Genomic DNA, 20,344 nt, shown 5'->3' with positions numbered 1-20,344 from the left:
GCTGTTCGCGAGCAAGGACTGGGCGTCCCCCTCGGTCCTACAAAAGATGGGTTGGGGCAGGCCTCAGTAGCCGTAACCCCGCCCATCCGTGAACTGGATGTCGGTCAGGATGCTGATGTCCTTCTCCACCTTGTACAGCTCCGCGCTCCTGATCAGTTCCGGGTCGCTGAAGGCTTCGCCCTTGGCGCGGCCGGCCTGGATCTGCTGCATCTTGTCGCGAACCGCCACCACGTCGGCGTGAGTCATGGCCGGCACCTTGCTCGGGTCCTCGTCGGCGTGGGCGCCGTAGAGGGTGGTCTGCGGGTTGATCACCTTCAACGTGGAATCCAGTGAGGCCACGTAGTCCTTGAGGTTCCCCGCCAGCAGCCAGGACGGATAGAGGTGGTCGCCGGAGAGCAGGATGTTGTGCACCTCATCAAACAGCGCGACCTCGTCCGGCGTGTGGCCGGGCATGCTCAACAGGCGCAGCTTGAGCCCGCCCAGGTCGATCACCTCGTCGGGCTTCACCAGTCGCGCGACCTTGAAGGGCGCCAGGGTCATGTGGTCGATGTTGCCCAGGTAGACCGGTTCAGGCACCTGGTAGAGGCCGTCGGCGCGCCGGAATCTGGCGGTGAAGGGCGTATCCACCAGGTAGATGCTCTGGAAGTTGTGCAGCCCGCCCAGGTGGTCGAAGTGCAGGTGCGAAGGCAGTACCGAAAGCGGCTTGTCGGTGATCTGGCGGGCAACCTTGGTGATGTCCTCCTTCTGGTTGGCGCCCGAGTCGAACATCAGCGCCTGGTTCGAGCCCACCAGCAGGTACGAATAATTCTTCTGGTAGTAGGTCGGCTCGCCGATGGCGTAGAGGAAGTTCGTCAGCTTGTGCACCACGAAGGCCGGGCTTTCAGCAGTGGGCGCTTGCGCAGCGGTCGCGGCGAAGGGCGCGCCGAGGAGGGTGGTGGAAGCCAGGGCCAGGGCTTTGATCAGTGTGCGCATGGGGCGCGAACCTCTTTCTCGTTGTTGTCGGTGGGGATGGCGGCAGGTAACTCCGCCGGTTCATCTCACCGCTGGCGAGGGCGCACTTCAATGCACGTTTTTTGCGAGCCGAAGGTTCAGTTCAGCTAAAGCCTGGTGGGATTAGCGAAGCTGATTTGTGCGGTCCTGCATAAGCAGGGCTAATTGTTCATTCGGGGATTTCATGGCAGCGATGGCTCCATGGCGGTAGAACTGTGCGGGTCGGGCGCGCTGTTCGTGCCCCATTCCCACTGTTTTCGGAGCTATTCCAATGAAGTCCAGATGGACCGCCATGCTTTGCCTGCTGAATACCCTGTCCGTCGCCTGGGGCGACTACAACAAGCGCAATTTTGTCCGCCGCTGAAGCGGGCAACCCGAGCGTCAGAATCGCCCTGTTTCGCCGTACACCAAGGAAATCGCCATGCAGCCCGTCACGCCACACATCGATCCCGCCATTGCTGCCATCGCTCCCGGCTTTCGAGCCTTGAGCATTACGGTGGAAGCCGCGCCCATCCGCCATCCTGAGGTGGCGGAGCAGGCCCTGGCGCGCGCTTGCGCCGCGTTGGCGGCGAGCGAGCCGTCCTGGGCCGAGGCGCATCTGGCGGCCTGGGTCGAAGTATTCCGACGCTTTGGCGCCAAGCCCCAGCGCACGCCCTGTTCGGCGGAGGCGCTGCGCAGGCGCGCGCTGCGTGACGGCAGCCTGCCGAACATCGATCCGGTGGTGGACCTCTACAACGCCATTAGTGTGCAGTTCGCGATTCCGGTAGGTGGAGAAAACCTCGCCGCCTACGCCGGCCCTCCACGTCTGGTGATCGCCAACGGCAGCGAGACCTTCGACACGATGAAGGACGGCGCGCCGGCCCACGAGTCGCCCGACGCCGGTGAAGTCATCTGGCGTGACGACCTCGGTGTCACCTGTCGCCGCTGGAATTGGCGGCAGGGCGTGCGCACCCGCCTGGACGCCGAGGCGCAGCGCATGTGGTTCATTCTCGAAAGCCTGCCGGAAATGCCGCTGGAGGCCCTGCACGAAGCAGGCGAGCAACTGGTCGCCGGGTTGCAGCAGATGATGCCGGGCGCCAAGGCCGAGGCGCTGTTCGTGGAGTGCCGGACGTAAGGCTCTACTGCATGAGGCTATCAAGTAGGCGCAGAGCATATCCGCCATCGCGTCACTGAAAGCATCGATCTGCTGCTGCTCGACGGCGCCAAGGGACTCTATCCGGAGATTCTCGCCCTGGTGCAAAACCACCTGCGCCCCGGCGCGCTGATCGTCGCTGGCAATGCCGATTACAGCCTCGAGTACTGGCCGAAGTGCGCCTGCCAGGCGGCCGCTATCTGTCGATTCCCTTTGCCGACGATGTGGAGCTGTCCATGCGCCTGGGTTGATGGTCGCGCGCGAGTGGTGGCTACAGCGGCGGTCGGGCCACCGGCGCGTGCCGCGCCATGAGCTCCACGATCCAGTCGATGAACACCCGCAACTTGGCGCTGACGTGGCGATTGGGCGGGAAGGCCACGAACAGCGGCATGGTTTCCATCGTCCAGCCGGCGAACAGCTCCACCAGTTCGCCGCGCGCCACGGCTTCGTCGGCCATGTAGCGCGGTAGCCAGAGCACGCCCATGCCGGCGATTCCGGCGGCGAGGTAGGCGTTGCCGTCATCCACGGTCAGCACCGGGCGACCGTGCACCTGCACGGTTTCGCCGTCCTTGTGCAGGGCGTAGGACAGTGGCTTGCCGGTACGCGCCCAGAGGTAGCCGACGATGCGTTGCCGGCCGTTCTCCAGGTCGCGTGGATGTTGCGGTACGCCGGCGTGCTGCAGGTACGCGGGCGCGGCGAACACACCCAGCGGCAAGTCGGCGACGCGCCTGGCCATCAACGACTGGTCGGTGAGTTCGCCGCCGCGCACCACACAGTCCACGTTCTCGTCGATCAGGTCGACCATGCGATCGCTGACGCCCATGTCGATCTGGATATCCGGGTAGCGCGCATGGAAGTCGGGCAGGGCGGGGATCAGCAGCAGGCGCGCGAGCGGGCTTGGCACGTCAACTTGCAGCCGGCCACGTGGCGCAGCGGCGGCACTGGAGAGGCTGGTTTCGGCATCGTCCATGTCCGCCAGCAGGCGCACCACGCGCTCGTAGTAGGCGGTGCCGTCGGCGGTGAGGTTGAGCTTGCGCGTCGTACGATTGAGCAGGCGGACGCGCAGGCGCGCTTCTAGCTGCTGGATCAGTTGGGTCACGCTGGTGCGGCTCATGTGCAATGTGTCGGCGGCCCTGGTAAAGCTGCCGGTTTCCACTACGCGGGCGAAGGCTTGCATCGCATCGAATCGGTCCATGGCGGCTCCGGCTGGCCCATGAAAAAGGGCACTGAAGAGGGATGATTGTTTGGATTCTACAAACAATGCTGACCAGTATTGCCCGATTATCACGGCGGTTGCGCGCCGTAACCTGCCTCCATCGTTGAAACCGGGGCCACAGCGCCCCTCGATGGAGCAAGCAGATGAGTACACGTGACGTGGTTTTCCCCGCCGGCCGCCAGGCGCTTTATGAACGCAACCGCTATTCCCCGGCGATCCGCAGCAATGGCCTGCTGTTCGTCTCCGGCCAGGTTGGCAGCCGCGAGGACGGCTCGCCAGAGCCCGGGCTCGATGCCCAGGTGCGTCGAGCCTTCGACAATCTCAACGCGGTGTTGGCCGCTGCCGGTTGCACCTTCGAGGATGTGATGGACGTGACGATCTTCATGGTCGACCCCCAGGCGAATTTCGAGCGCGCCTGGCAGGTCGCTGCCGACTACTGGGGCGCCGCGCCCTATCCGACGGTCACGGCGATCGGCGTGACCTGGCTGTACGGCTTCGATTTCGAGATCAAGGTGATTGCGCGATTGCCGCAGGACTGAGCCGGCCGCAAGGCAGGGCGGCGAGACGGGACAGGCGCGTTTCATTACCATGCCGTCCTGTTTTGCCCTGCCAGGATTTCCCCATGACTGCTCCGACCTTCCGCACCGCCACGTCCGCCGACACCGACCGCTGCTTCGACATCGAGATCACCGCCTACGAAGGTGACGAAGCGGCCACGCGGGAGAAAATCGCCACGCGTATCGCGCAGTACCCCGAAGGCTTCCTGATCATGGAGTTGGGCGGCGAGATCATCGGCTTCATCAACAGCGGCTGCGCGTTCGACGTGGTGATGTCCGACGAGGCGTTCAAGGAACTCATCGGCCACGATCCGGCGGCGCCCAACGTGGTGATCATGTCGGTGGTGATCGACCCCGCACAGCAGGGCAGGGGTTTCGCCTCGGTGCTGATGCGCACCTTCATCGAGCGCATGACCCGCCTGGGCAAACGCACCATTCACCTGATGTGCAAGGACCGCCACGTCCCGCTCTACGAGCGCATGGGTTATCGCTATGTGAAACCGTCGGCGTCCGACCACGGCGGCATGGCGTGGCATGAGATGGTCATGGAATTGCCTGCCGCCTGATCGCTCAGCGCTCGGGTTTGTCGTCCACCCGGTCGCGGGTGGCGCGTTCGGCCAGTTGGTCGAAGGTCTCCGGCAGCAGCGCGGCTTCGCCCTGCTCATCGAGCAATTGGCGGAACACCAGGTGGTCCGGGAAGCTGCGGCTGATCAGCGTGAGCAGTTCGGTGCCGCGCTCGGTGAGTTCGAAGTTATTGCCGGTGCCGCCGTGTTCGCGCGGGCGTTCCTGGATATAGCCGTTGGCGAACAAGTCGCCTTCCAGGTCGCCGGCGACCTTCTTCAGGTGATCGACGCTGCCTTCTACTGGCTCACCCTGCAAGCGGTGCTGCTCGGCCACTTCCTCGCCGCACTCGCGGGCCTTGTAGGGTTCGTTGGCGCAAGCTTGCGCACGCAGCAGCAGGCGTTCGATCAGATCCCAGTCGTAGCTCATGGCGTGTCCTCCGGGGTTGAGAAGGCAGGGGCTTCCTGATGTGCGACCCGGAGCCGTGCGCAGGGTTCGAACTTCCTGCGCAGCGGTGCGCAGGCTCGTCGCCGCGCAACCATCAATGACGTCGAGATTCACTATCGATGCAATCGAGTGGTGCGCGGGGCGGGCGCGGCTGACTATGTGTCCCAAGAGCTTGTTGAACCGAGCAAGGGACAGAATCGATGAACACTCCGCGCCCCACACCCAATCGCCTGGCTGCCCGCATCGCCCTCGGTCCGCTGTTGCTGGTCGTTGCCAGCCTGACCGGTTGCGCGGCGACCTCCGAAACCCGGCTGAGCTGGGACAGTCTTGGCGGCACTACCGCCCAGGACAGCGGCGCTTACCTGAACTGTGTCGACGGCAGGCTTACCCCCGGCACCGCCACCTACGTCAGCGACAGCGGCAGTACCCGTCAGCTGCTCACCGGCAGCGCCGACCCCAGGCAGGCCAGTGGCATCGTCGAGGTGACCCCGATCGCCGGCGGCAACCACTTCAGCGCCTACCAGCGCACCGCCTGGCAGGACAAGGGCGAGTTGCTGGACGCCGCCTACCAGTGCGCGCAGCACAGTTGATGATCTGATACGTCTTCGAGCGGGTCGCTCCCCCCAGCGACCTGCCCAGCGCCGGCAGGCGGCGAGTAGCCTGCGCCAGCGTCTGCCTCCGGGCTTTCGCTGATTGACTCTCCAAGGGCGCTTCCCCCAGTGCCCGCATCTCGCCCGCCGAGCCCCCTCTCGGTGGGCGTTTTTTTTAATTTACGACTGTTGTGTATTCTGATCGGGCATGCCAGTGTGTGCGCCCTGGCGGCTGTATTCGCCTTTCATTGCTCGAAGCGGCGCACCCGGCTTGTCCGCCGGGCGCTGAACGATGCCGCCGGCCGACGGTACACTCACTCCCGTCGCGTAACAGAAGTACAAGAGAATCGAGATGAACACGCATTTTCCGACTTGCGCCGTCTGGGTCCGTCGCGACGCAGACCTGCCCCTTCCCACCAACCTTCAGCCGACGGTGAAAGCATGATCGAGGTAACCGAAGTTTCCATTGCGCAGCTGCGTGAAGCCCTGGAGTCGGGCCGCACCACCGCGGTCGAACTGGTCAAGGCCTACCTCGCGCGCATCGACGCCTACGATGGCCCGACCAAGCTCAACGCCGTGGTCGTGCGCAACACCGAGGCCCTGAAGGAAGCCGAAGCCTCCGACGCTCGCCGCGCCCGAGGCGAGACCCTCGGCCCGCTGGACGGCATCCCCTATACCGCCAAGGACAGCTACCTGGTGAAGGGCCTGACCGCCGCCTCCGGCAGCCCGGCCTTCAAGGATCTGGTCGCCTACCGCGACGCCTTCACGGTCGAGCGCCTGCGCGCCGGGGGCGCCATCTGCCTGGGCAAGACCAACATGCCGCCGATGGCCAACGGTGGCATGCAGCGCGGCGTGTACGGCCGTGCGGAAAGCCCGTACAACCGCAAGTTCCTCACTGCGCCGTTCGCCTCGGGCTCCTCCAACGGTGCCGGCACTGCGACCGCCGCGAGCTTCTCGGCCTTCGGCCTGGCGGAAGAAACCTGGTCCAGCGGTCGTGGCCCGGCCTCGAACAACGGCCTGTGCGCCTACACCCCGTCCCGTGGCGTGATCTCGGTGCGCGGCAACTGGCCGCTGACCCCGACCATGGACGTGGTGGTGCCCTACGCGCGCACCATGGCTGATCTGCTGGAAGTGCTCGACGTAGTCGTGGCCGAAGACACCGACAAGCGCGGCGACCTCTGGCGCCTGCAGCCGTGGGTGCCGATCCCTGCCGTTTCCGAAGTGCGCCCGGCGTCCTACCTGGACCTCGCCGCCGGCCCCGAAGCGCTCAAAGGCAAGCGCCTGGGCGTGCCGCGCATGTTCATCAACAAGGACGAGCTGGCCGGCACCAGCGAGAAGCCCGGCATCGGCGGCCCGACCGGCCAGCGCATCAACACCCGCGCCTCGGTGATCGACCTCTGGGAACAGGCCCGCAAGGCCCTGGAAGCCGCCGGCGCCGAAGTCGTCGAAGTGGACTTCCCGCTGGTTTCCAACTGCGAGGGCGACCGCCCGGGCGCACCGACCGTTTACAACCGTGGCTTCGTCAGCCAGGAGTTCCTGCATGACGAACTGTGGGAGCTGTCCGGCTGGGGCTTCGACGACTTCCTGCGCGCCAACGGCGACCCCAAGCTGAACAAGCTGGCCGACGTCGATGGTCCGCAGATCTTCCCGCACGATCCGGGCACCTTGCCCAACCGTGAGGACGACCTGGTCGCCGGCATGGACGAGTACGTCAACATGGCCAAGCGCGGCCTGAAGACCTGGGATCAGATCGAGAGCCTGCCCGATGGCCTGCGTGGCCTGGAGAAGACCCGCAAGCTCGACCTGGAAGACTGGATGGACGGCCTGAAGCTGGACGCCGTGCTGTTCCCCACCGTGGCCGACGTCGGCCCGGCGGACGCCGACGTCAATCCGGAATCGGCCGACATCGCCTGGAGCAACGGCATCTGGGTTGCCAACGGCAACCTGGCGATCCGTCACCTGGGCGTGCCGACCGTCACCGTGCCCATGGGCGTGATGGCCGACATCGGCATGCCGGTGGGCCTGACCTTCGCCGGTCGCGCATATGACGACTCCGCGCTGCTGACCTTCGCCGCGGCCTTCGAGGCCACCGGCTCCAAGCGCCTGGTGCCTCCGAGCACACCACCGCTGGGCTGATCGGCTCCGGTCCGATGAGAAACCGCGCCCCTGGGCGCGGTTTTTTTATGCACGCGAAGTGAGGGGCGCGCGTTGTCAGGGGCGGTGCCAGGGTTCGCGAGCAAGCTCGCTCCTACAGGGTGTGGCGGTCTCGCTCTTTGTAGGAGCGAGCTTGCTCGCGAACCGATTCGATGCCGGTGTTCACCGTGGAGACGGGACGCTGCGCCTGGCCCCGATCGCGCAAAGGGTGCGCCGATTCGCCTTCGTAGGAGCGGACCTTGTCCGCGAAGGTTCGCTTCGCGGAGAAGCTCCGCTCCTACGGGAGCCGCGCTCACTTCGCCGACTTCACGTTGCCGTAGCGTGCCTCCTTGGACGGCGAGTAGCCGTAGAACGACGTGTAGCCGTAGAACGACGTGTAGCACTTGCTCAAATGGCTGGGCGAGACGAAGCCGCAGGCCAATCCTGCTTCGTACATCGGGGCGCGGTTTTTATTGCCAGAAGCGGTAAGTGCGACGTTTGCTGGCGTGTTGATGGGCCAGGGTTCGCGAGCAAGCTCGCTCCTACAGGGTGCGGCGGTCCCGCTCTTTGTAGGAGCGAGCTTGCTCGCGAACCGATTCGATGCCGGCGTTCACCGTGGAGACGGGACGCTGCGCCTGGTCCCGATCGCGCAAAGGGCGCGCCGATTCGCCTTGGTAGGAGCGGACCTTGTCCGCGAAGGTTCGCTTCGCGGAAGAGCATCGCGGAGAAGCTCCGCTCCTACGGGAGCCGCGCTCACTTCGCCGACTTCACGTTGCCGTAGCGTGCCTCCTTGGACGGCGAGTAGCCGTAGAACGACGTGTAGCACTTGCTGAAGTGGCTGGGCGAGACGAAGCCGCAGGCCAATCCCACTTCGTACATCGGCAGGCTGGAGTGCTGCAGCAGGCGGCGGCTTTCGGTGATGCGCAGCTCCAGGTAATAGCGCACCGGCGTGGTCCCCAGTTGCTCCTGGAACAGCCGTTCGATCTGTCGCTTGGAGCGCCCGACATAGCTCGACAGCTGGTCCTGGCTCAGTGGTTCCTCGATGTTCGCGCTCATCAGGTTGATCGCTTCGCGCAGCGGTTCGCTGAGCTTTTCGTGCAGCGCCGGGCGGGTGCGGCGGAAGCGTGATTCCTCGAAGGCGAGGATGTCGACGATGGCATCCACCAGCTCGCGGCCGTGGCGCGCGTTGATCCATTCCAAGACCAGGTTGAAGGCGCCGGTGGGGCTGGCGGCGGTGAGGCGGTCGCGGTCGGCCTGGTAGCTCTCGCTGGTGACGTCGCTGTGGCGGGCGATCTCCGCCAGCGCCGCGCGGTTCTCCGGGTGGATCGCGCAGCGATAGCCGTCCAGCAGGCCGGCCTGGCCGAGGAACCAGGCGCCGTTCCACAGGCCGGCGAGGGCGATGCCCTTGTCGGCGGCGATCTGCAGCAGGCGCGTCAGCTCGGGGATCGAGCGCAGCGGCGTGCGCAGGCCGCCGCAGATCACCAGCAGGTCCAGCTCGGCGAGCTGCGCCGAGGTCAGCGTCTCGCCGGGACAGATCACCAGGCCAAGGTCGCTGGTGACCGACTCGCCGTCGAGGCTGAAAGTCTGCGTGACGAAGGTCTGCGCGCGGATCAGGTTGGCGGTGACCAGCGTATCCAGCGCCTGGGTGAAGGCGGGGAGGGAGAAGTGTTCAAGCAGCAGGAAGCCCACCCGCTCGGGGCGGATGGGCTGCCTGGGTTCGCTGTCGAGGTAGCGCAGGTTGCGACCCTGCATGGCCCCACTGAACTGGCGGCGTTCGACCAATCGGCACCTCGTCTGCGTATGTGGGCGTGCGGTTCAGCCGCGTACGGCGCTGCGGCCGATGGTGGCCCGGGTGTGGGGCGACGTGCGCCGGCTGGTCTGGCTGAGCAGGATGATGATCACCGTCAGCGCCAGGGTCGAACTCACCTCGATGCGGTGCGTCGGCATGATGAACATCACCACCAGGATGAAGCTGATGATCCCGATCACCAGCCAGGTCAGCCAGGGGAACAGCCACATACGGAACACCAGTTCGTGGTTGCGTCGGCGCAGGATGCCGCGCATGCGCAGCTGCGACACGGCGATGGCGAGGTAGACGAGCAGGGCGATGGAGCCGGAGCTGGCCAGCAGGAACTCGAACAGTCGGCCGGGCGCAAAGAAATTCAACAGGGTGGTGAACATGCCGATCAACGTGCTGGCGATCACCGCCGCGCGCGGCACGCCTGCGGCGGAGGTACGCTGGATGAAGGCCGGCGCGTCATGGCGGCGGCTGAGCGAATAGATCATCCGCGAGGCGATGTACACCGAGGAGTTCAGGCAACTGGCCACTGCGACCAGCACCACCAGGTCCATCAGCAGTTGTGCGTTGGGGATGTTCAGCAGCTCCAGGGTGCGCTGGTAGGAGCCGATCTCCACCAGGCGCGGGTCGTTCCATGGCACCACCGAGATGATCACCAGGATCGACAGCAGGTAGAACACGCTGATACGCCAGATCACCGAGCGTGTGGCCTTGGCGATGTTGCGACTGGGATCGCTGGATTCGGCGGCGGCGATGGTCACCGCCTCGGTGCCGATGAAGCTGAACAGGGTGGTGATCAGTGCGCTGAAGATCGCCGTCCAGCCGTTGGGCATGAAGCCGCCATGCTCGCCCATCAGCTTGTGCAGGCCGCTGACCTCGCGCCCCGGCAGCAAGCCCAGCAGCGCCGCCGCGCCGAGGCCGATGAAGGCGACGATGGCGACCACCTTGAGCATGGCGAACCAGAACTCGAATTCGCCGTACTTGGCCACGCTGAACAGGTTGGTGATGGTGAGTAGCAGGGTCATCGACAGGGCGAACACCCAGGTCTCGACCTGGGGGAACCAGTTGTTGAGGATGACCCCGGCGGCGATGGCTTCGATGGGGATGACCAGCACCCAGAACCACCAGTACAGCCAGCCGATGGTGAACCCGGCCCAGCGGCCGATGGCCTGGTCGGCGTAGGCGGAGAAGGAGCCGGTGTCAGGGCTGGCCACGGCCATCTCGCCGAGCATGCGCATCACCAGCACCACCAGCAGCCCGGAGAGGGCGTAGGCGACGATGGCGGCGGGGCCGGCGGCGGCGATCGCGTGACCGGAGCCGACGAACAGTCCTGCGCCGATGATGCCCGCGATGGAGAGCATGGTTACATGGCGGGGCTTGAAGCCCTGCACCAGATCGCCATTGGCGCCTTTTGCACTGGGAGCACTCATCTGTCGGCCTTTTATTGAAATTGTTATGTAGGGCGCGATGACGCGTAGCCGGCGCAGCTTCCCGCAGCCGCTGGTGCGCAAGGCGAGGCGGGGAGTCCGCGTGGCGGCAATGCGCTTCACGCGGGGCTCAAGCTAAGGCAGTGGGTGGGTGGCGAGTTGCTCGAAATCGCCGCGGGCATGACCAAAAACGACATCGGCGGCAGCCGGAGTAGTGGCCACCGGCCGCTCTGGAACCATGGTTCCTGTGCGCGAAGGCCCGCCGCCGAAGCCGGCGGGCGCTCGCTTAACCGTGGGCGTCGGGCAGGCTGGCGAGGAGTTTTTCCAGCAGGCCGGTGAGCTTTTTCTGCTCAGCCGAACTCAGGCCGGAGAGCACCCGGCGCTGGTTATCCGCGTGGGCGCCGACGGCTTCGTCGATCAGCGCCAGGCCCGCTTCGCTCAGCCCGACCAGCGAGCCTCGGCCGTCCTCGGGGTTGGGCATGCGCTGCACCAGGCCCTGTTTCTCCAGGCGGTCAAGGCGATTGGTCATGCTGCCGGAGGAAATCATCGCCGCCTCGTAAAGCACCGTGGGCGTGAGGCGGAAGGGCGGGCCGCTGCGGCGCAGGGTGGCGAGCACGTCGAACTCGCCCGGCTGCAGGCCGTACTCGGCGAACAGTGGGTTGAGGTGGTCGCGGGCGATCAGTTGTGCGGCCTCGCCGAGCCGGCCGAGCAGGAGCATGCCGTCGGTATCCAGCTCGGGCAGTTGCTGGCGCCATTGCTCGACGGCGAACGCGGCTCTGTCCATGGGGGGGCTTCCTTTTTATCTTGATGTCGAGATACATTGGATTTGTCTTGATGTAGAGATATTCGCCTGTGCCGCCGCTTGGATCAAGTGTCGGCGCCCCACTGAAAGGATGCGTCCCATGTCCCGAAGCATTTCCCTGGCCGCCTGCCTGCTGGCGGTCGTATTGGCCGGCCTCAACCTGCGCCCGGCGCTGGCCTCCATCGGTCCGCTGCTGGATGCGCTGCAGGCGTCCGCAAAGCTGTCCGACAGCCTTGCCAGCCTGCTCACCAGTCTGCCGGTGCTGCTGATGGGCCTTGGGGCGCTGGGTGCCGCGCAGCTGTTGCGCCACTTCGGCGTGCGTCGTGGTGTGGCCCTCGGACTGGTGCTGATCGCCCTGGCCTGCGCGCTGCGTCTGCTGCCCGGGCAGGTCGGCCTGCTGGGAGGCGCGGTGCTCGCCGGCCTGGGTATCGCCGCCTGCCAGGCGCTGCTGCCGGTGTTCATTCGCCAGCGCTTCGGCGCGCGGGTCGGCGGGGCGATGGGCGCCTATTCCACGGCGATCATGGGCGGGGCGGTGCTGGCCAGTGTGGCTTCGCCGTGGCTGGCGAAAGCCTGGGGCGAGTTGCCAGCGCTGGCGTTCTGGGCGCTGGCTGCCGTATTGGCGCTGCCGGTCTGGATGCGAGCCGCGAAGGGCGAGGCGCCCGCCAGTTCGGCAGCACCGGCCTTTTCTGGTATCGCCCGGCGCGGGGCCTGGCTGGCGCTGTTCTTCGGCCTGGGCACGGGCGCCTACGTGCTGGTGCTGGCCTGGTTGCCGCCGTACTACACCTCCCTGGGGTGGACGCCGGCCCAGGCAGGCGCCTTGCTTGGCGGGCTGACGTTGACCGAGGTAGTCGCCGGCTTGCTGGTGTCCGCCTTCATCGACCGACTGCCGGACCGTCGCCCGGCGTTGCTGCTGGCGATCGCGTTGCTGCTCGGCGGCCTGATCGTGCTAGTGCTCTGGCCGCAGCAGCTGGTACTGGTAGCCATGATCGGGCTCGGGTTGGGCATCGGCGCGCTGTTCCCGCTGTCGCTGATCGTCGCCATGGATCGCGCCCGCAGCCCCGCCGAAGCCGGTGCACTGGTGGGGTTCGTGCAGGGCGTGGGCTACCTGATCGCGGCGCTGTTCCCGCTGCTGGCGGGGCTGGCGCGACAATCCATGGCCAGCCTGGCACCGGCCTGGATCGGCATGGCGCTGGTCTGCCTGGTGATGCTTGTCCTTGCCAGCCGCTTCGCACCGCCGCGCCCGTCGGCAGGTGAGGTGCAGGTCTGCTGAGAAATCCATGGCGCGGTCATTCGGGTCTAGGCTGAGTACTTTCGTCTGCCCAGGTGACCCGCCATGTCCCTCGTCCTGTTCGGCCATCCGTTTTCCTCCTACACGCAGAAGGTGCTGATCGCCCTCTACGAGAACGCCACGCCCTTCGAGTTTCGCGGCCTCGGCCCGGATGAGCCGGAAAATGGCGCGCACTGGCTGCGCCTGTGGCCGCTGGCAAAATTCCCGGTGTTGCTGGACGGCGCACACAGCGTCGCCGAGACCAGCATCGTCATCGAGTACCTGCACCTGAAGCACCCTGGCCCGGTGCGCCTGTTGCCGGACGATCCGCTGAAGGCTTTGGATGTGCGCTTCCTCGACCGTTTCTTCGACTGGCACGTGATGACCCCGGTACAGCACGCCGTGCTGGGCGCCATGAGCGGCGAGGCGACCAAGCGTGCGGAAGGGCTGGCCCATGCGGTGAGCAAGCTCGAACTGGCCTATGCCTGGCTGGAAGAAGAGTTGGCCGGCCGCGCCTGGGCGGCGGGGGACAGCTTCAGCCTTGCCGACTGTGCCGCCGCGCCATCGCTGTTCTATGCCGACTGGACCCACCCCATTGGCGACCAGTATCCGACCCTGCGCGCCTATCGCTCCCGCCTGCTGGCGCGTCCTTCGTTCGCCCGTGCGGTGGAGGAGGCAAGGCCGCACCGACCGCTGTTCCCGCTGGGGGCGCCGGATCGGGATTGAGTTTCCCCAGAGCCAGTGCCGCCTGCTTTTGTAGGAGCGAGCTTGCTCGCGAACAGATTTACCGGCGACCTGGATGCTGGGCGGTTCGCGAGCAAGCTCGCTCCTACAGGGGGCCCTCGGTTCGGCTACTGCGCAGGCTTCTGGAAGCCGGCACAAAAAAAATCCCCCGCGCACTGCCGTGAGCGAGGGATGCAAGACCCGCGCAGGGGATGCGCGGGCGAGGTAGACAAGGTTGAGTTACAGCCGGATCAGCACCGATTTCAGCTCGGTGTAGTGCTCGATGGCGGCGGCGCCCATCTCGCGGCCCACGCCGGACATCTTGAAGCCGCCAAAGGGCAGCGCCGGGTCCAGTGCGCTGTGGCAGTTGACCCACACCGAGCCGGACTTGATGCGCGGCACCATGCGGTGCACCGCCGCCAGGTCGTTGGACCAGATGCTCGCGCCCAGGCCGTAGGGGCTGTCGTTGGCCAGGCGCAGGGCGTCCTCGATGTCGTCGAAGGGCATGGCGACCAGTACCGGACCGAAGATTTCTTCCTGCACCAGCGGGTTCTTCTGGTCGACGTCGACGATCACCGTGGGTTTGACGAAGTAGCCGGGGCCGAACTGCTCGCCACCGCAGGCGATGGTGGCGCCCTTGTCGCGGCCCAGTTCGATGTAGTCGAACACGCGCTTCTGCTGTTTGGCGGAGATCAGCGGGCCCATGTCGATGCTCGGGTCCAGGCCGTTGCCCAGCTTCATGCCATTGGCGATGCCGGAGATGTCGGCGATCACGTTGTCGAAGTGCTTGCGCTGCACGTACAGGCGCGAACCGGCGCAGCAGACCTGGCCCTGGTTGAAGAAGATCGCCTGTGCGGCGCCGGCGGCGGCGGTGGCCAGGTCCGCGTCGGCCATGACGATGGTCGGCGACTTGCCGCCCAGCTCCAGGGTCACGCGGGTCATATTGTCCATGGCCGCCTTGCCGATTTCCTTGCCCACCGGGGTCGAGCCGGTGAAGGTCAGCTTGTCCACCAGCGGATGATGGGAGAGGGCGGCGCCGGCGGTGATGCCGGCGCCCGTGACGACGTTGAACACGCCGGCCGGGTAGCCTGCTTCGAGCACCAACTCGGCGAGTTTCAGTGCGGATAGCGGGGTTTCGTCGGCGGGCTTCAACACCACGCTGCAACCGGTGGCCAGTGCCGGGCCGAGCTTCCAGCAGGCCAGCAGCAGGGGGAAGTTCCAGGCGACGATGGCGCCCACCACGCCGATGGCTTCGCGGCGGATGTAGCCGTGGAATTCGCCATCGGGCATCAGCGGCATGGACACGTCCACCGTGGTGCCTTCGATCTTGGTGGCGTAGCCGGCCATGTAGCGCAGGAAGTCGATAGCCAGTTGCACGTCCATCACGCGGGCGACGGCGGCGCTCTTGCCGTTGTTCAGGCACTCCAGTTCGGCCAGCAGGTCGGCGTCGCGCTCCATCAGGTCGGCGAGCTTCCACAGCAGGTTCTGCCGCTCACGCGGGCGGGTGCGGCTCCAGGCGGAGTCATCGAAGGCCTGGCGCGCGGCGCGCACGGCGCGGTCGACATCGGCGGCGGTGCCGGCGGGTACCTGGCAGAGCACTTCGCCGGTGGCCGGGTTGCGCAGGTCCATCAGGGCGCCGTCGCTGGCGGAGGTCCAGTCCGCGCCGATGAGCATCTTCGGCGCGCGCTGCAGGAAGGCGCGGGATTCGGGCTTGATGGGCAGGGAAGCGAGCATTGCGGTGGCCTCTTGTTGTCTGTTTCAGGAACGTTGAGGCGGAGCATCGCAACGGCTGTGCCAAGGCTGGGTTGTATATTTAACTGATTGAAATTAAACGAATTAATTGGTTATTTAGTGGCGAAGGAAGGAAGCCGCTGTCGCACATTGCGACAGCGGCTGAGACGGTAAGGGGTGTTTGTGGAGAGGGGCGGAGCAGGGCGTGCCCTCTCCCTAACCCTCTCCCTGAAGGGAGAGGGGACTGGCCTGGCGCGAAGCGTGGCCACGGTACTTTCCTGCTGACATGCTGCTTTCGCTGGGGTGCGATAGCGCGTAGGCGCTGGGAACCACGGCAGCCAGAACGGCACGGAAACCCCCTCTCCCTTCAGGGAGAGGGCTGGGGAGAGGGGCTCTCCGGTTTGGTACGACACTTCAGTTGCTGATATCCCGATCCTTGGTCTCCGGCAGGAACAGGATGCCCAGTACCGCCGTCATCACCGCAATGACGATGGGGTACCAGAGGCCGTAGTAGATGTCCCCGGTGGCCGCCACCATGGCAAAGGCGACGGTGGGCAGGAAGCCGCCGAACCAGCCGTTGCCGATGTGATAGGGCAGCGACATCGAGGTGTAGCGGATGCGCGTCGGGAACAGTTCCACCAGCCAGGCGGCAATCGGCCCGTAGACCATGGTCACGTAGATCACCAGGATGGTCAGCAGCACCAGCATCATCAGGTGGTTGATCTTCGAAGGGTCAGCCTTCTCGGGGTAGCCGGCTTCCTTGAGCGAGGCGGCCAGCTGCGCGGTGAAGACTTCGGACTGCACCTTGAACTCCGCCGCCGGCATGCCGGCCCCTTCGAAGCTGGCGATGACCTTGTCGCCGATGTGCACCTGGGCCATCGCGCCGGTCTCGGCCTTGAGGTTTTCGTAGGGGATCGCGCGCTTGGCCAGCAGGCTCTTGGCCATGTCGCAGGAGCTGACGAATTTGGCCTTGCCCACCGGGTCGAACTGGAAGGAGCAGGCGTTCGGGTCGGCGACCACGGTTACCGGGTTCTTCTCCTGGGCGGCGAATACGTCCGGGTTACCGAACTGGGTCAGGCCGTGGAAGATCGGGAAGTAGGTCAGCGCCGCGAGGATGCAGCCGGCCATGATGATCTTCTTGCGGCCGATGCGGTCGGACAGGCTGCCGAAGAACACGAAGAACGGTGTCCCCAGCAGCAGCGAGCCGGCGATCAGCAGGTTGGCGGTCTGCGCGTCGATCTTCAGCGTCTGCAACAGGAAGAACAGTGCGTAGAACTGCCCGGTGTACCAGACCACGGCTTGCCCCGCAGTGCCGCCGAGCAGCGACATGATCACCACCTTGAGGTTGTCCCAGCGGCCGAAGGATTCGGTCAGCGGTGCCTTGGACGCCTTGCCTTCTTCCTTCATCTTCAGGAATACCGGCGACTCGGAGAGCTGCAGGCGGATGTACACCGAGATGATCAGCAGCAGGATCGACAGCAGGAACGGAATCCGCCAGCCCCAGGCTTCGAACGCCTCGGTGCCGAGCACGGTACGGCAGGCCATGATCACCAGCAGTGAGAGGAACAGCCCCAGTGTCGCAGTGGTCTGGATCCACGAGGTGAAGAAGCCACGCTTGCCCTTGGGGGCGTGCTCGGCGACGTAGGTTGCCGCGCCGCCGTACTCGCCGCCCAGTGCCAGGCCCTGCAGAAGTCGCAGGGTGATCAGGATGATCGGCGCGGCGACGCCTATGCTGGCGTAGGCGGGCAGCAGGCCGACCACGGCAGTGGAGATGCCCATGATGATGATGGTGATGAGGAAGGTGTGCTTGCGCCCGATCATGTCGCCCAGGCGGCCGAACACGATGGCACCGAAGGGCCTTACCGCGAAGCCGGCGGCGAAGGCCAGCAGGGCGAAGATGAAGGCAGTGGTTTCATTGACCCCGGCGAAGAAGTGCTTGGCGATGATCGCCGCCAGGGAGCCGTAGAGGTAGAAGTCGTACCACTCGAACACCGTACCCAGGGAGGAGGCAAAGATGACCTTGCGCTCCTCCTTGGTGATTCCGCTGTGAGGAGCGTTGCCCGCGGCCGGGCTGTATGTCTGCGCCATGTTCGTCTCCGTCTTGTTGTTGTTTTGGGCCGGAGTCCCTCAGTTTCCGTTACCGCACTCAAGCCCAGGGCTGATGACAGGTCGTACGGATTGCGCGATGCGTGAATACAGGCGGCCCTGCGGCAGGCCGCAAGGTCACCTGAAAGCATAATCGTTCTCACGCATCTGGCCACTCGCGACCACCGGCAAAGCCCCGGCTGGCGCGGATTGGCACCTGTTCTGGACAAGCTGGATGACGCAAGGCGTCTGGCTGGCGCCTCGAGGTTTGCCACTCCCTGGCTGGAAATGCGCGCAATTAGACCATCGTCTATAACGGCTGGGGCTGTCTCAGGCTGCTACAGCTGTCGCGATCTGCCACGCCTGGTGGTTCGGCACCTGAGCGCAGCCGACTGTTTCACAAGGATTTTTCCCTCTGGCACGCAACGTGAAGAGCTCGGGATTTCGCCCAGCGCCACGTCGGCGCTGCACAAGGAGGCCTGGCTTGAAGAGGATGCACCTGTCGTTGCCGTGGATTGCGGGGCCGCTGGCCGCCGCGCTGACCTGCCTTGTGCTGTGGCTGCTGCCCGGTGCGGGCAATGCCTTGCTCTGGGGGCTGGCTGGCCTGATTGCGCTCGGCGCAGTGCGGAGTGAGTGGCGTGGGCTGTCCTGGCCGGTAGCCCTCGGCGCGCTCGGCGGCGCCTGCCTGGCCCTGGGGCTGCACCTGGTGGCCGACCACTTCGATCTGCGTTATGCGTGGCTCTACAGCAGCGCGGCGCTGCCGGCCTACCTGAAGTTCTCCAACCTCTGGGGCGGTGACGAAGGTACGGTGCTGCTACTGGCGACCTTCTGCATGGCCATTGCCCTGAAGAGTTCGTCCCTGACCGGCTGGGCAGGGCGCGGCATGGCGCTGATCGCCGCCTGGTACGTCGCCACGGCCGCCTGGCTCGGGCCCTTCAGCGCGACGCCAGCGGACTGGCTGGCGGCGCAGCCGAGTCAGGGCATGAACGCCCACCTGCAGACTTTCTGGATGTCGCTGCATGCACCGCTGATCCTCTGCGCCTACGCCTGGGTGCTGGCGCCGGCCGGTGCCGCGCTGGAAGCGCTGGGACGAGGCGGCCATGCCTATGGCTGGGTGATGCCGCGCTACAGCCGCCGCGCCTGGCTGGTCCTCAGCGCCGGTATTGGCGTGGGCATGGCATGGGCCATGGAAGATTTCACCTACGGCCAGTTGTGGCACTGGGACCCGGTGCAGACCTCGGCGTTCATCATCTGGGCGCTGCTCGGCGCGGTGCTGCACGGTGCTCGTCGCTGGCGTGCGGACGGTTCCTACGCACGGATGCTGCCCGTGCTCAGCCTGCTGGCGGCGGCCATGGCCTGCGGCGCCATGGCGGTGACCCGCAGCACGGTGCTCGCCAGTTCGCACCGCTACATCGGCACCACCTCCTGGCTCAGCCATCTGGCTCTGGCATTCATCCTGCTGGCCTTTGCAGCGTTCCATCTATTGTCGGGGTGGCGCTTGCGCAAGCGAGCAGGGCGGCGGCGCGGGGCCTCGGACTGGACGCTGGACGTCGCCATCTACCTGTTCGCCGGCACCGGCTTGCTGGCCCTCGGTGCGCTGCTCCAGGCGCACCTCTACGAATGGCTGGGAATGGAACGGCCGAGCGAGCTGAAGCCCTTCTTCGAGACCCTGACCGCCTGGGCCACCACCGCCGAGATGGACAGCCTGCGCCGCGCCTTCGACCAGTGGGACGTCAACGGCTACGGCTTGGCAAACGCGGTGGTGCCGCTGCTGGCGGCACTCGGCCTGATGGGCGGCTACAGCTTCCTGCGCCGTTGCGGTCGCCCCCGGCTGGCGCTGCTGGCGACTGTATTGATGGCCGCTGTGATGCTCTGGACCGGCTGGCGCGGCGGCTGGCTGAGCGGCGGCTACAACGGCGACGGCATGCTCTCGCAGAACATCGTGCGGGTGCTGCCGTGGCTGGACGCGGCACTGCTGGGCGGCGCCTTCCTGATGCTCAGTTGCCTGCTGTGGGGCGTGCAGAGCCTGTGGCGCAGCCGGCGGGTGGGCAACCTGCGCTACAGCGGCGGGCTGGCGCTGGTGCATGGCGGCGCGGTGATCGCGCTGGTGGGCGGATTGGCCGCCACGGCGCTGAACAGCTACCAGCAGATCAGCATCCCGCCGGGCACGTCCTTCGAGCAGTGGCACGCGGTGATCGGCGGCATGCAGATGCGCGTCTCGCCGGACTCCAGCCGCCCGGATTTCTCCGGCTACCACGCGGTGGCCAAGGTCGAGCTGCGCGATGGCGAGCGAACCTTGGCCGGCCACGCGCTGTTCCAGGACAGCCGGGGCAACCCGCCGGCCTACCAGGGACCGGTGCGCCAGCTCTGCGAAATCCTCGACTACCACTACGCGCGCTTCGCCTCGGACCGCGGCTATGTGCTGCATCCGTTCATCGTCCGTGGCTGGAGCGGTGATCTGCAGATCTGGGTGCCGGCTTCGGCGCGTCTGCTCAAGGAACCGGGCGACGACATCGAGAGCGTGGTGGTGGTGCGCCGTTTCCCGTTCCTCTCGCTGGTGTGGGTCGGCTTGCTGACCATGCTGTTCGGCGCCTTGTTGCTGCCGGCGGGCGGCGCTTTGCGCAAGCAGGACCATACTGCTTCGCAGGGTGTCTCACAGGCCCTGTCTCAGAGTTAGACAGCAATCGCGAAATGTGACGTCGCAACCCCGGTGGCACCCACCGGGCGTGCCTGCAAATACCGCCGAAGGCCTGATTCGGCGGGGTTTGCAAAGGAGTGGCACACAACCTGCAAAACTGCTTTCAAGAGCTCGCTCTTGGAATCTGCTGACGATCTTGCGAGCTAGAGCAGAACAAGGCGAAATCGGGCGAGGGAGCGGAGTTTAC

Annotated in this window: 16 protein-coding genes and 2 pseudogenes; 9 read left to right on the top strand and 9 right to left on the bottom strand. The window is 65.9% G+C overall.

Annotated features, from left to right (window positions below; translation table 11 throughout):
- Positions 1–63: 63 nt before the first annotated feature.
- Complete coding sequence (locus AC2T4A_RS23365; RefSeq protein ID WP_486741925.1) at positions 64–972, bottom strand: MBL fold metallo-hydrolase; 909 nt, start codon at positions 970–972, stop codon at positions 64–66.
- Between the two features lie 439 nt (positions 973–1,411).
- Here AC2T4A_RS23365 and AC2T4A_RS23360 point away from each other — a divergent pair, with 439 nt between their 5' ends.
- Both AC2T4A_RS23360 and AC2T4A_RS23355 read left to right on the top strand, forming a co-directional pair.
- Positions 1,412–2,104, top strand: a complete 693-nt coding sequence (locus AC2T4A_RS23360; RefSeq protein WP_486741924.1) for a B3/B4 domain-containing protein — start codon at positions 1,412–1,414, stop codon at positions 2,102–2,104.
- Between the two features lie 57 nt (positions 2,105–2,161).
- Positions 2,162–2,373 (top strand): annotated as a pseudogene (locus tag AC2T4A_RS23355) (O-methyltransferase); the annotation flags it as partial.
- A gap of 20 nt (positions 2,374–2,393) precedes the next feature.
- On the opposite strand, the gene AC2T4A_RS23350 reads toward AC2T4A_RS23355, so the two are convergent.
- Positions 2,394–3,317: a LysR family transcriptional regulator gene (locus tag AC2T4A_RS23350; RefSeq protein WP_486741923.1), complete on the bottom strand. Its 924-nt coding sequence runs from the start codon at positions 3,315–3,317 to the stop codon at positions 2,394–2,396.
- Positions 3,318–3,481: 164 nt separating this feature from the next.
- Here AC2T4A_RS23350 and AC2T4A_RS23345 point away from each other — a divergent pair, with 164 nt between their 5' ends.
- Together AC2T4A_RS23345 and AC2T4A_RS23340 are read left to right on the top strand one after the other, a co-directional pair.
- A complete protein-coding gene (locus AC2T4A_RS23345; protein ID WP_478378428.1) occupies positions 3,482–3,877 on the top strand; it encodes a RidA family protein in 396 nt (131 codons plus the stop codon).
- An 83-nt stretch (positions 3,878–3,960) separates the two neighbouring features.
- A complete protein-coding gene (locus AC2T4A_RS23340; RefSeq protein ID WP_486741922.1) occupies positions 3,961–4,461 on the top strand; it encodes a GNAT family N-acetyltransferase in 501 nt (166 codons plus the stop codon).
- A 4-nt stretch (positions 4,462–4,465) separates the two neighbouring features.
- Here the strand turns inward: AC2T4A_RS23340 and AC2T4A_RS23335 are convergent, their stop codons facing one another.
- Positions 4,466–4,885, bottom strand: a complete 420-nt coding sequence (locus AC2T4A_RS23335; RefSeq protein WP_478378429.1) for a transcriptional regulator — start codon at positions 4,883–4,885, stop codon at positions 4,466–4,468.
- A gap of 218 nt (positions 4,886–5,103) precedes the next feature.
- On the opposite strand from AC2T4A_RS23335, the gene AC2T4A_RS23330 reads away from it, so the two are divergent.
- Complete coding sequence (locus AC2T4A_RS23330) at positions 5,104–5,493, top strand: hypothetical protein (RefSeq protein WP_486741921.1); 390 nt, start codon at positions 5,104–5,106, stop codon at positions 5,491–5,493.
- A 441-nt stretch (positions 5,494–5,934) separates the two neighbouring features.
- On the top strand, positions 5,935–7,629 hold the full coding sequence (locus AC2T4A_RS23325) for an amidase (protein WP_416746907.1): 1,695 nt from the start codon (positions 5,935–5,937) through the stop codon (positions 7,627–7,629).
- A gap of 310 nt (positions 7,630–7,939) precedes the next feature.
- Here the strand turns inward: AC2T4A_RS23325 and AC2T4A_RS23320 are convergent.
- The 4 genes and pseudogenes from AC2T4A_RS23320 to AC2T4A_RS23305 form a co-directional block, all read right to left on the bottom strand.
- A pseudogene (locus AC2T4A_RS23320) lies at positions 7,940–8,083 on the bottom strand (hypothetical protein); the annotation flags it as partial.
- 296 nt (positions 8,084–8,379) lie between these two features.
- Positions 8,380–9,378, bottom strand: coding sequence for a GlxA family transcriptional regulator (locus AC2T4A_RS23315; protein WP_486743724.1), 999 nt, complete (start codon positions 9,376–9,378; stop codon positions 8,380–8,382).
- Positions 9,379–9,441: 63 nt separating this feature from the next.
- Positions 9,442–10,854, bottom strand: a complete 1,413-nt coding sequence (gabP, locus tag AC2T4A_RS23310) for a GABA permease (protein WP_486741920.1) — start codon at positions 10,852–10,854, stop codon at positions 9,442–9,444.
- A 283-nt stretch (positions 10,855–11,137) separates the two neighbouring features.
- A complete protein-coding gene (locus AC2T4A_RS23305) occupies positions 11,138–11,635 on the bottom strand; it encodes a MarR family winged helix-turn-helix transcriptional regulator (RefSeq protein WP_478378433.1) in 498 nt (165 codons plus the stop codon).
- Positions 11,636–11,753: 118 nt separating this feature from the next.
- Between AC2T4A_RS23305 and AC2T4A_RS23300 the strand changes: the two genes are divergently transcribed.
- Positions 11,754–12,923, top strand: coding sequence for an MFS transporter (locus AC2T4A_RS23300; RefSeq protein WP_486741919.1), 1,170 nt, complete (start codon positions 11,754–11,756; stop codon positions 12,921–12,923).
- 63 nt (positions 12,924–12,986) lie between these two features.
- Positions 12,987–13,646, top strand: coding sequence for a glutathione S-transferase family protein (locus AC2T4A_RS23295; protein ID WP_478378435.1), 660 nt, complete (start codon positions 12,987–12,989; stop codon positions 13,644–13,646).
- A 237-nt stretch (positions 13,647–13,883) separates the two neighbouring features.
- On the opposite strand, the gene AC2T4A_RS23290 is transcribed toward AC2T4A_RS23295, so the two are convergent.
- Positions 13,884–15,377, bottom strand: a complete 1,494-nt coding sequence (locus tag AC2T4A_RS23290) for an aldehyde dehydrogenase family protein (RefSeq protein ID WP_486741918.1) — start codon at positions 15,375–15,377, stop codon at positions 13,884–13,886.
- A 411-nt stretch (positions 15,378–15,788) separates the two neighbouring features.
- The gene (locus AC2T4A_RS23285; RefSeq protein ID WP_416746917.1) at positions 15,789–17,462 is read right to left on the bottom strand and encodes an MFS transporter; all 1,674 of its coding nucleotides are present in this window, start codon (positions 17,460–17,462) and stop codon (positions 15,789–15,791) included.
- A gap of 490 nt (positions 17,463–17,952) precedes the next feature.
- On the opposite strand from AC2T4A_RS23285, the gene ccsA reads away from it, so the two are divergent.
- Positions 17,953–20,136 (top strand): cytochrome c biogenesis protein CcsA, encoded by a 2,184-nt coding sequence (gene ccsA, locus AC2T4A_RS23280; RefSeq protein WP_486743723.1) that lies wholly within the window; start codon positions 17,953–17,955, stop codon positions 20,134–20,136.
- Positions 20,137–20,344: the final 208 nt, after the last annotated feature.

This window comes from Pseudomonas sp. PVC-3-1 (assembly GCF_057444315.1).
This window is presented reverse-complemented; position numbering and strand designations above follow the sequence as displayed.

Bases quoted from the DNA above. Each gene is read 5' to 3' on its own strand.
- AC2T4A_RS23365 (WP_486741925.1), bottom strand. From the start codon at position 972: ATGCGCACACTGATCAAAGCCCTGGCCCTGGCTTCCACCACCCTCCTC.
- AC2T4A_RS23360 (WP_486741924.1), top strand. From the start codon at position 1,412: ATGCAGCCCGTCACGCCACACATCGATCCCGCCATTGCTGCCATCGCT.
- AC2T4A_RS23350 (WP_486741923.1), bottom strand. From the start codon at position 3,317: ATGGACCGATTCGATGCGATGCAAGCCTTCGCCCGCGTAGTGGAAACC.
- AC2T4A_RS23345 (WP_478378428.1), top strand. From the start codon at position 3,482: ATGAGTACACGTGACGTGGTTTTCCCCGCCGGCCGCCAGGCGCTTTAT.
- AC2T4A_RS23340 (WP_486741922.1), top strand. From the start codon at position 3,961: ATGACTGCTCCGACCTTCCGCACCGCCACGTCCGCCGACACCGACCGC.
- AC2T4A_RS23335 (WP_478378429.1), bottom strand. From the start codon at position 4,885: ATGAGCTACGACTGGGATCTGATCGAACGCCTGCTGCTGCGTGCGCAA.
- AC2T4A_RS23330 (WP_486741921.1), top strand. From the start codon at position 5,104: ATGAACACTCCGCGCCCCACACCCAATCGCCTGGCTGCCCGCATCGCC.
- AC2T4A_RS23325 (WP_416746907.1), top strand. From the start codon at position 5,935: ATGATCGAGGTAACCGAAGTTTCCATTGCGCAGCTGCGTGAAGCCCTG.
- AC2T4A_RS23315 (WP_486743724.1), bottom strand. From the start codon at position 9,378: ATGCAGGGTCGCAACCTGCGCTACCTCGACAGCGAACCCAGGCAGCCC.
- gabP (WP_486741920.1), bottom strand. From the start codon at position 10,854: ATGAGTGCTCCCAGTGCAAAAGGCGCCAATGGCGATCTGGTGCAGGGC.
- AC2T4A_RS23305 (WP_478378433.1), bottom strand. From the start codon at position 11,635: ATGGACAGAGCCGCGTTCGCCGTCGAGCAATGGCGCCAGCAACTGCCC.
- AC2T4A_RS23300 (WP_486741919.1), top strand. From the start codon at position 11,754: ATGTCCCGAAGCATTTCCCTGGCCGCCTGCCTGCTGGCGGTCGTATTG.
- AC2T4A_RS23295 (WP_478378435.1), top strand. From the start codon at position 12,987: ATGTCCCTCGTCCTGTTCGGCCATCCGTTTTCCTCCTACACGCAGAAG.
- AC2T4A_RS23290 (WP_486741918.1), bottom strand. From the start codon at position 15,377: ATGCTCGCTTCCCTGCCCATCAAGCCCGAATCCCGCGCCTTCCTGCAG.
- AC2T4A_RS23285 (WP_416746917.1), bottom strand. From the start codon at position 17,462: ATGGCGCAGACATACAGCCCGGCCGCGGGCAACGCTCCTCACAGCGGA.
- ccsA (WP_486743723.1), top strand. From the start codon at position 17,953: ATGCACCTGTCGTTGCCGTGGATTGCGGGGCCGCTGGCCGCCGCGCTG.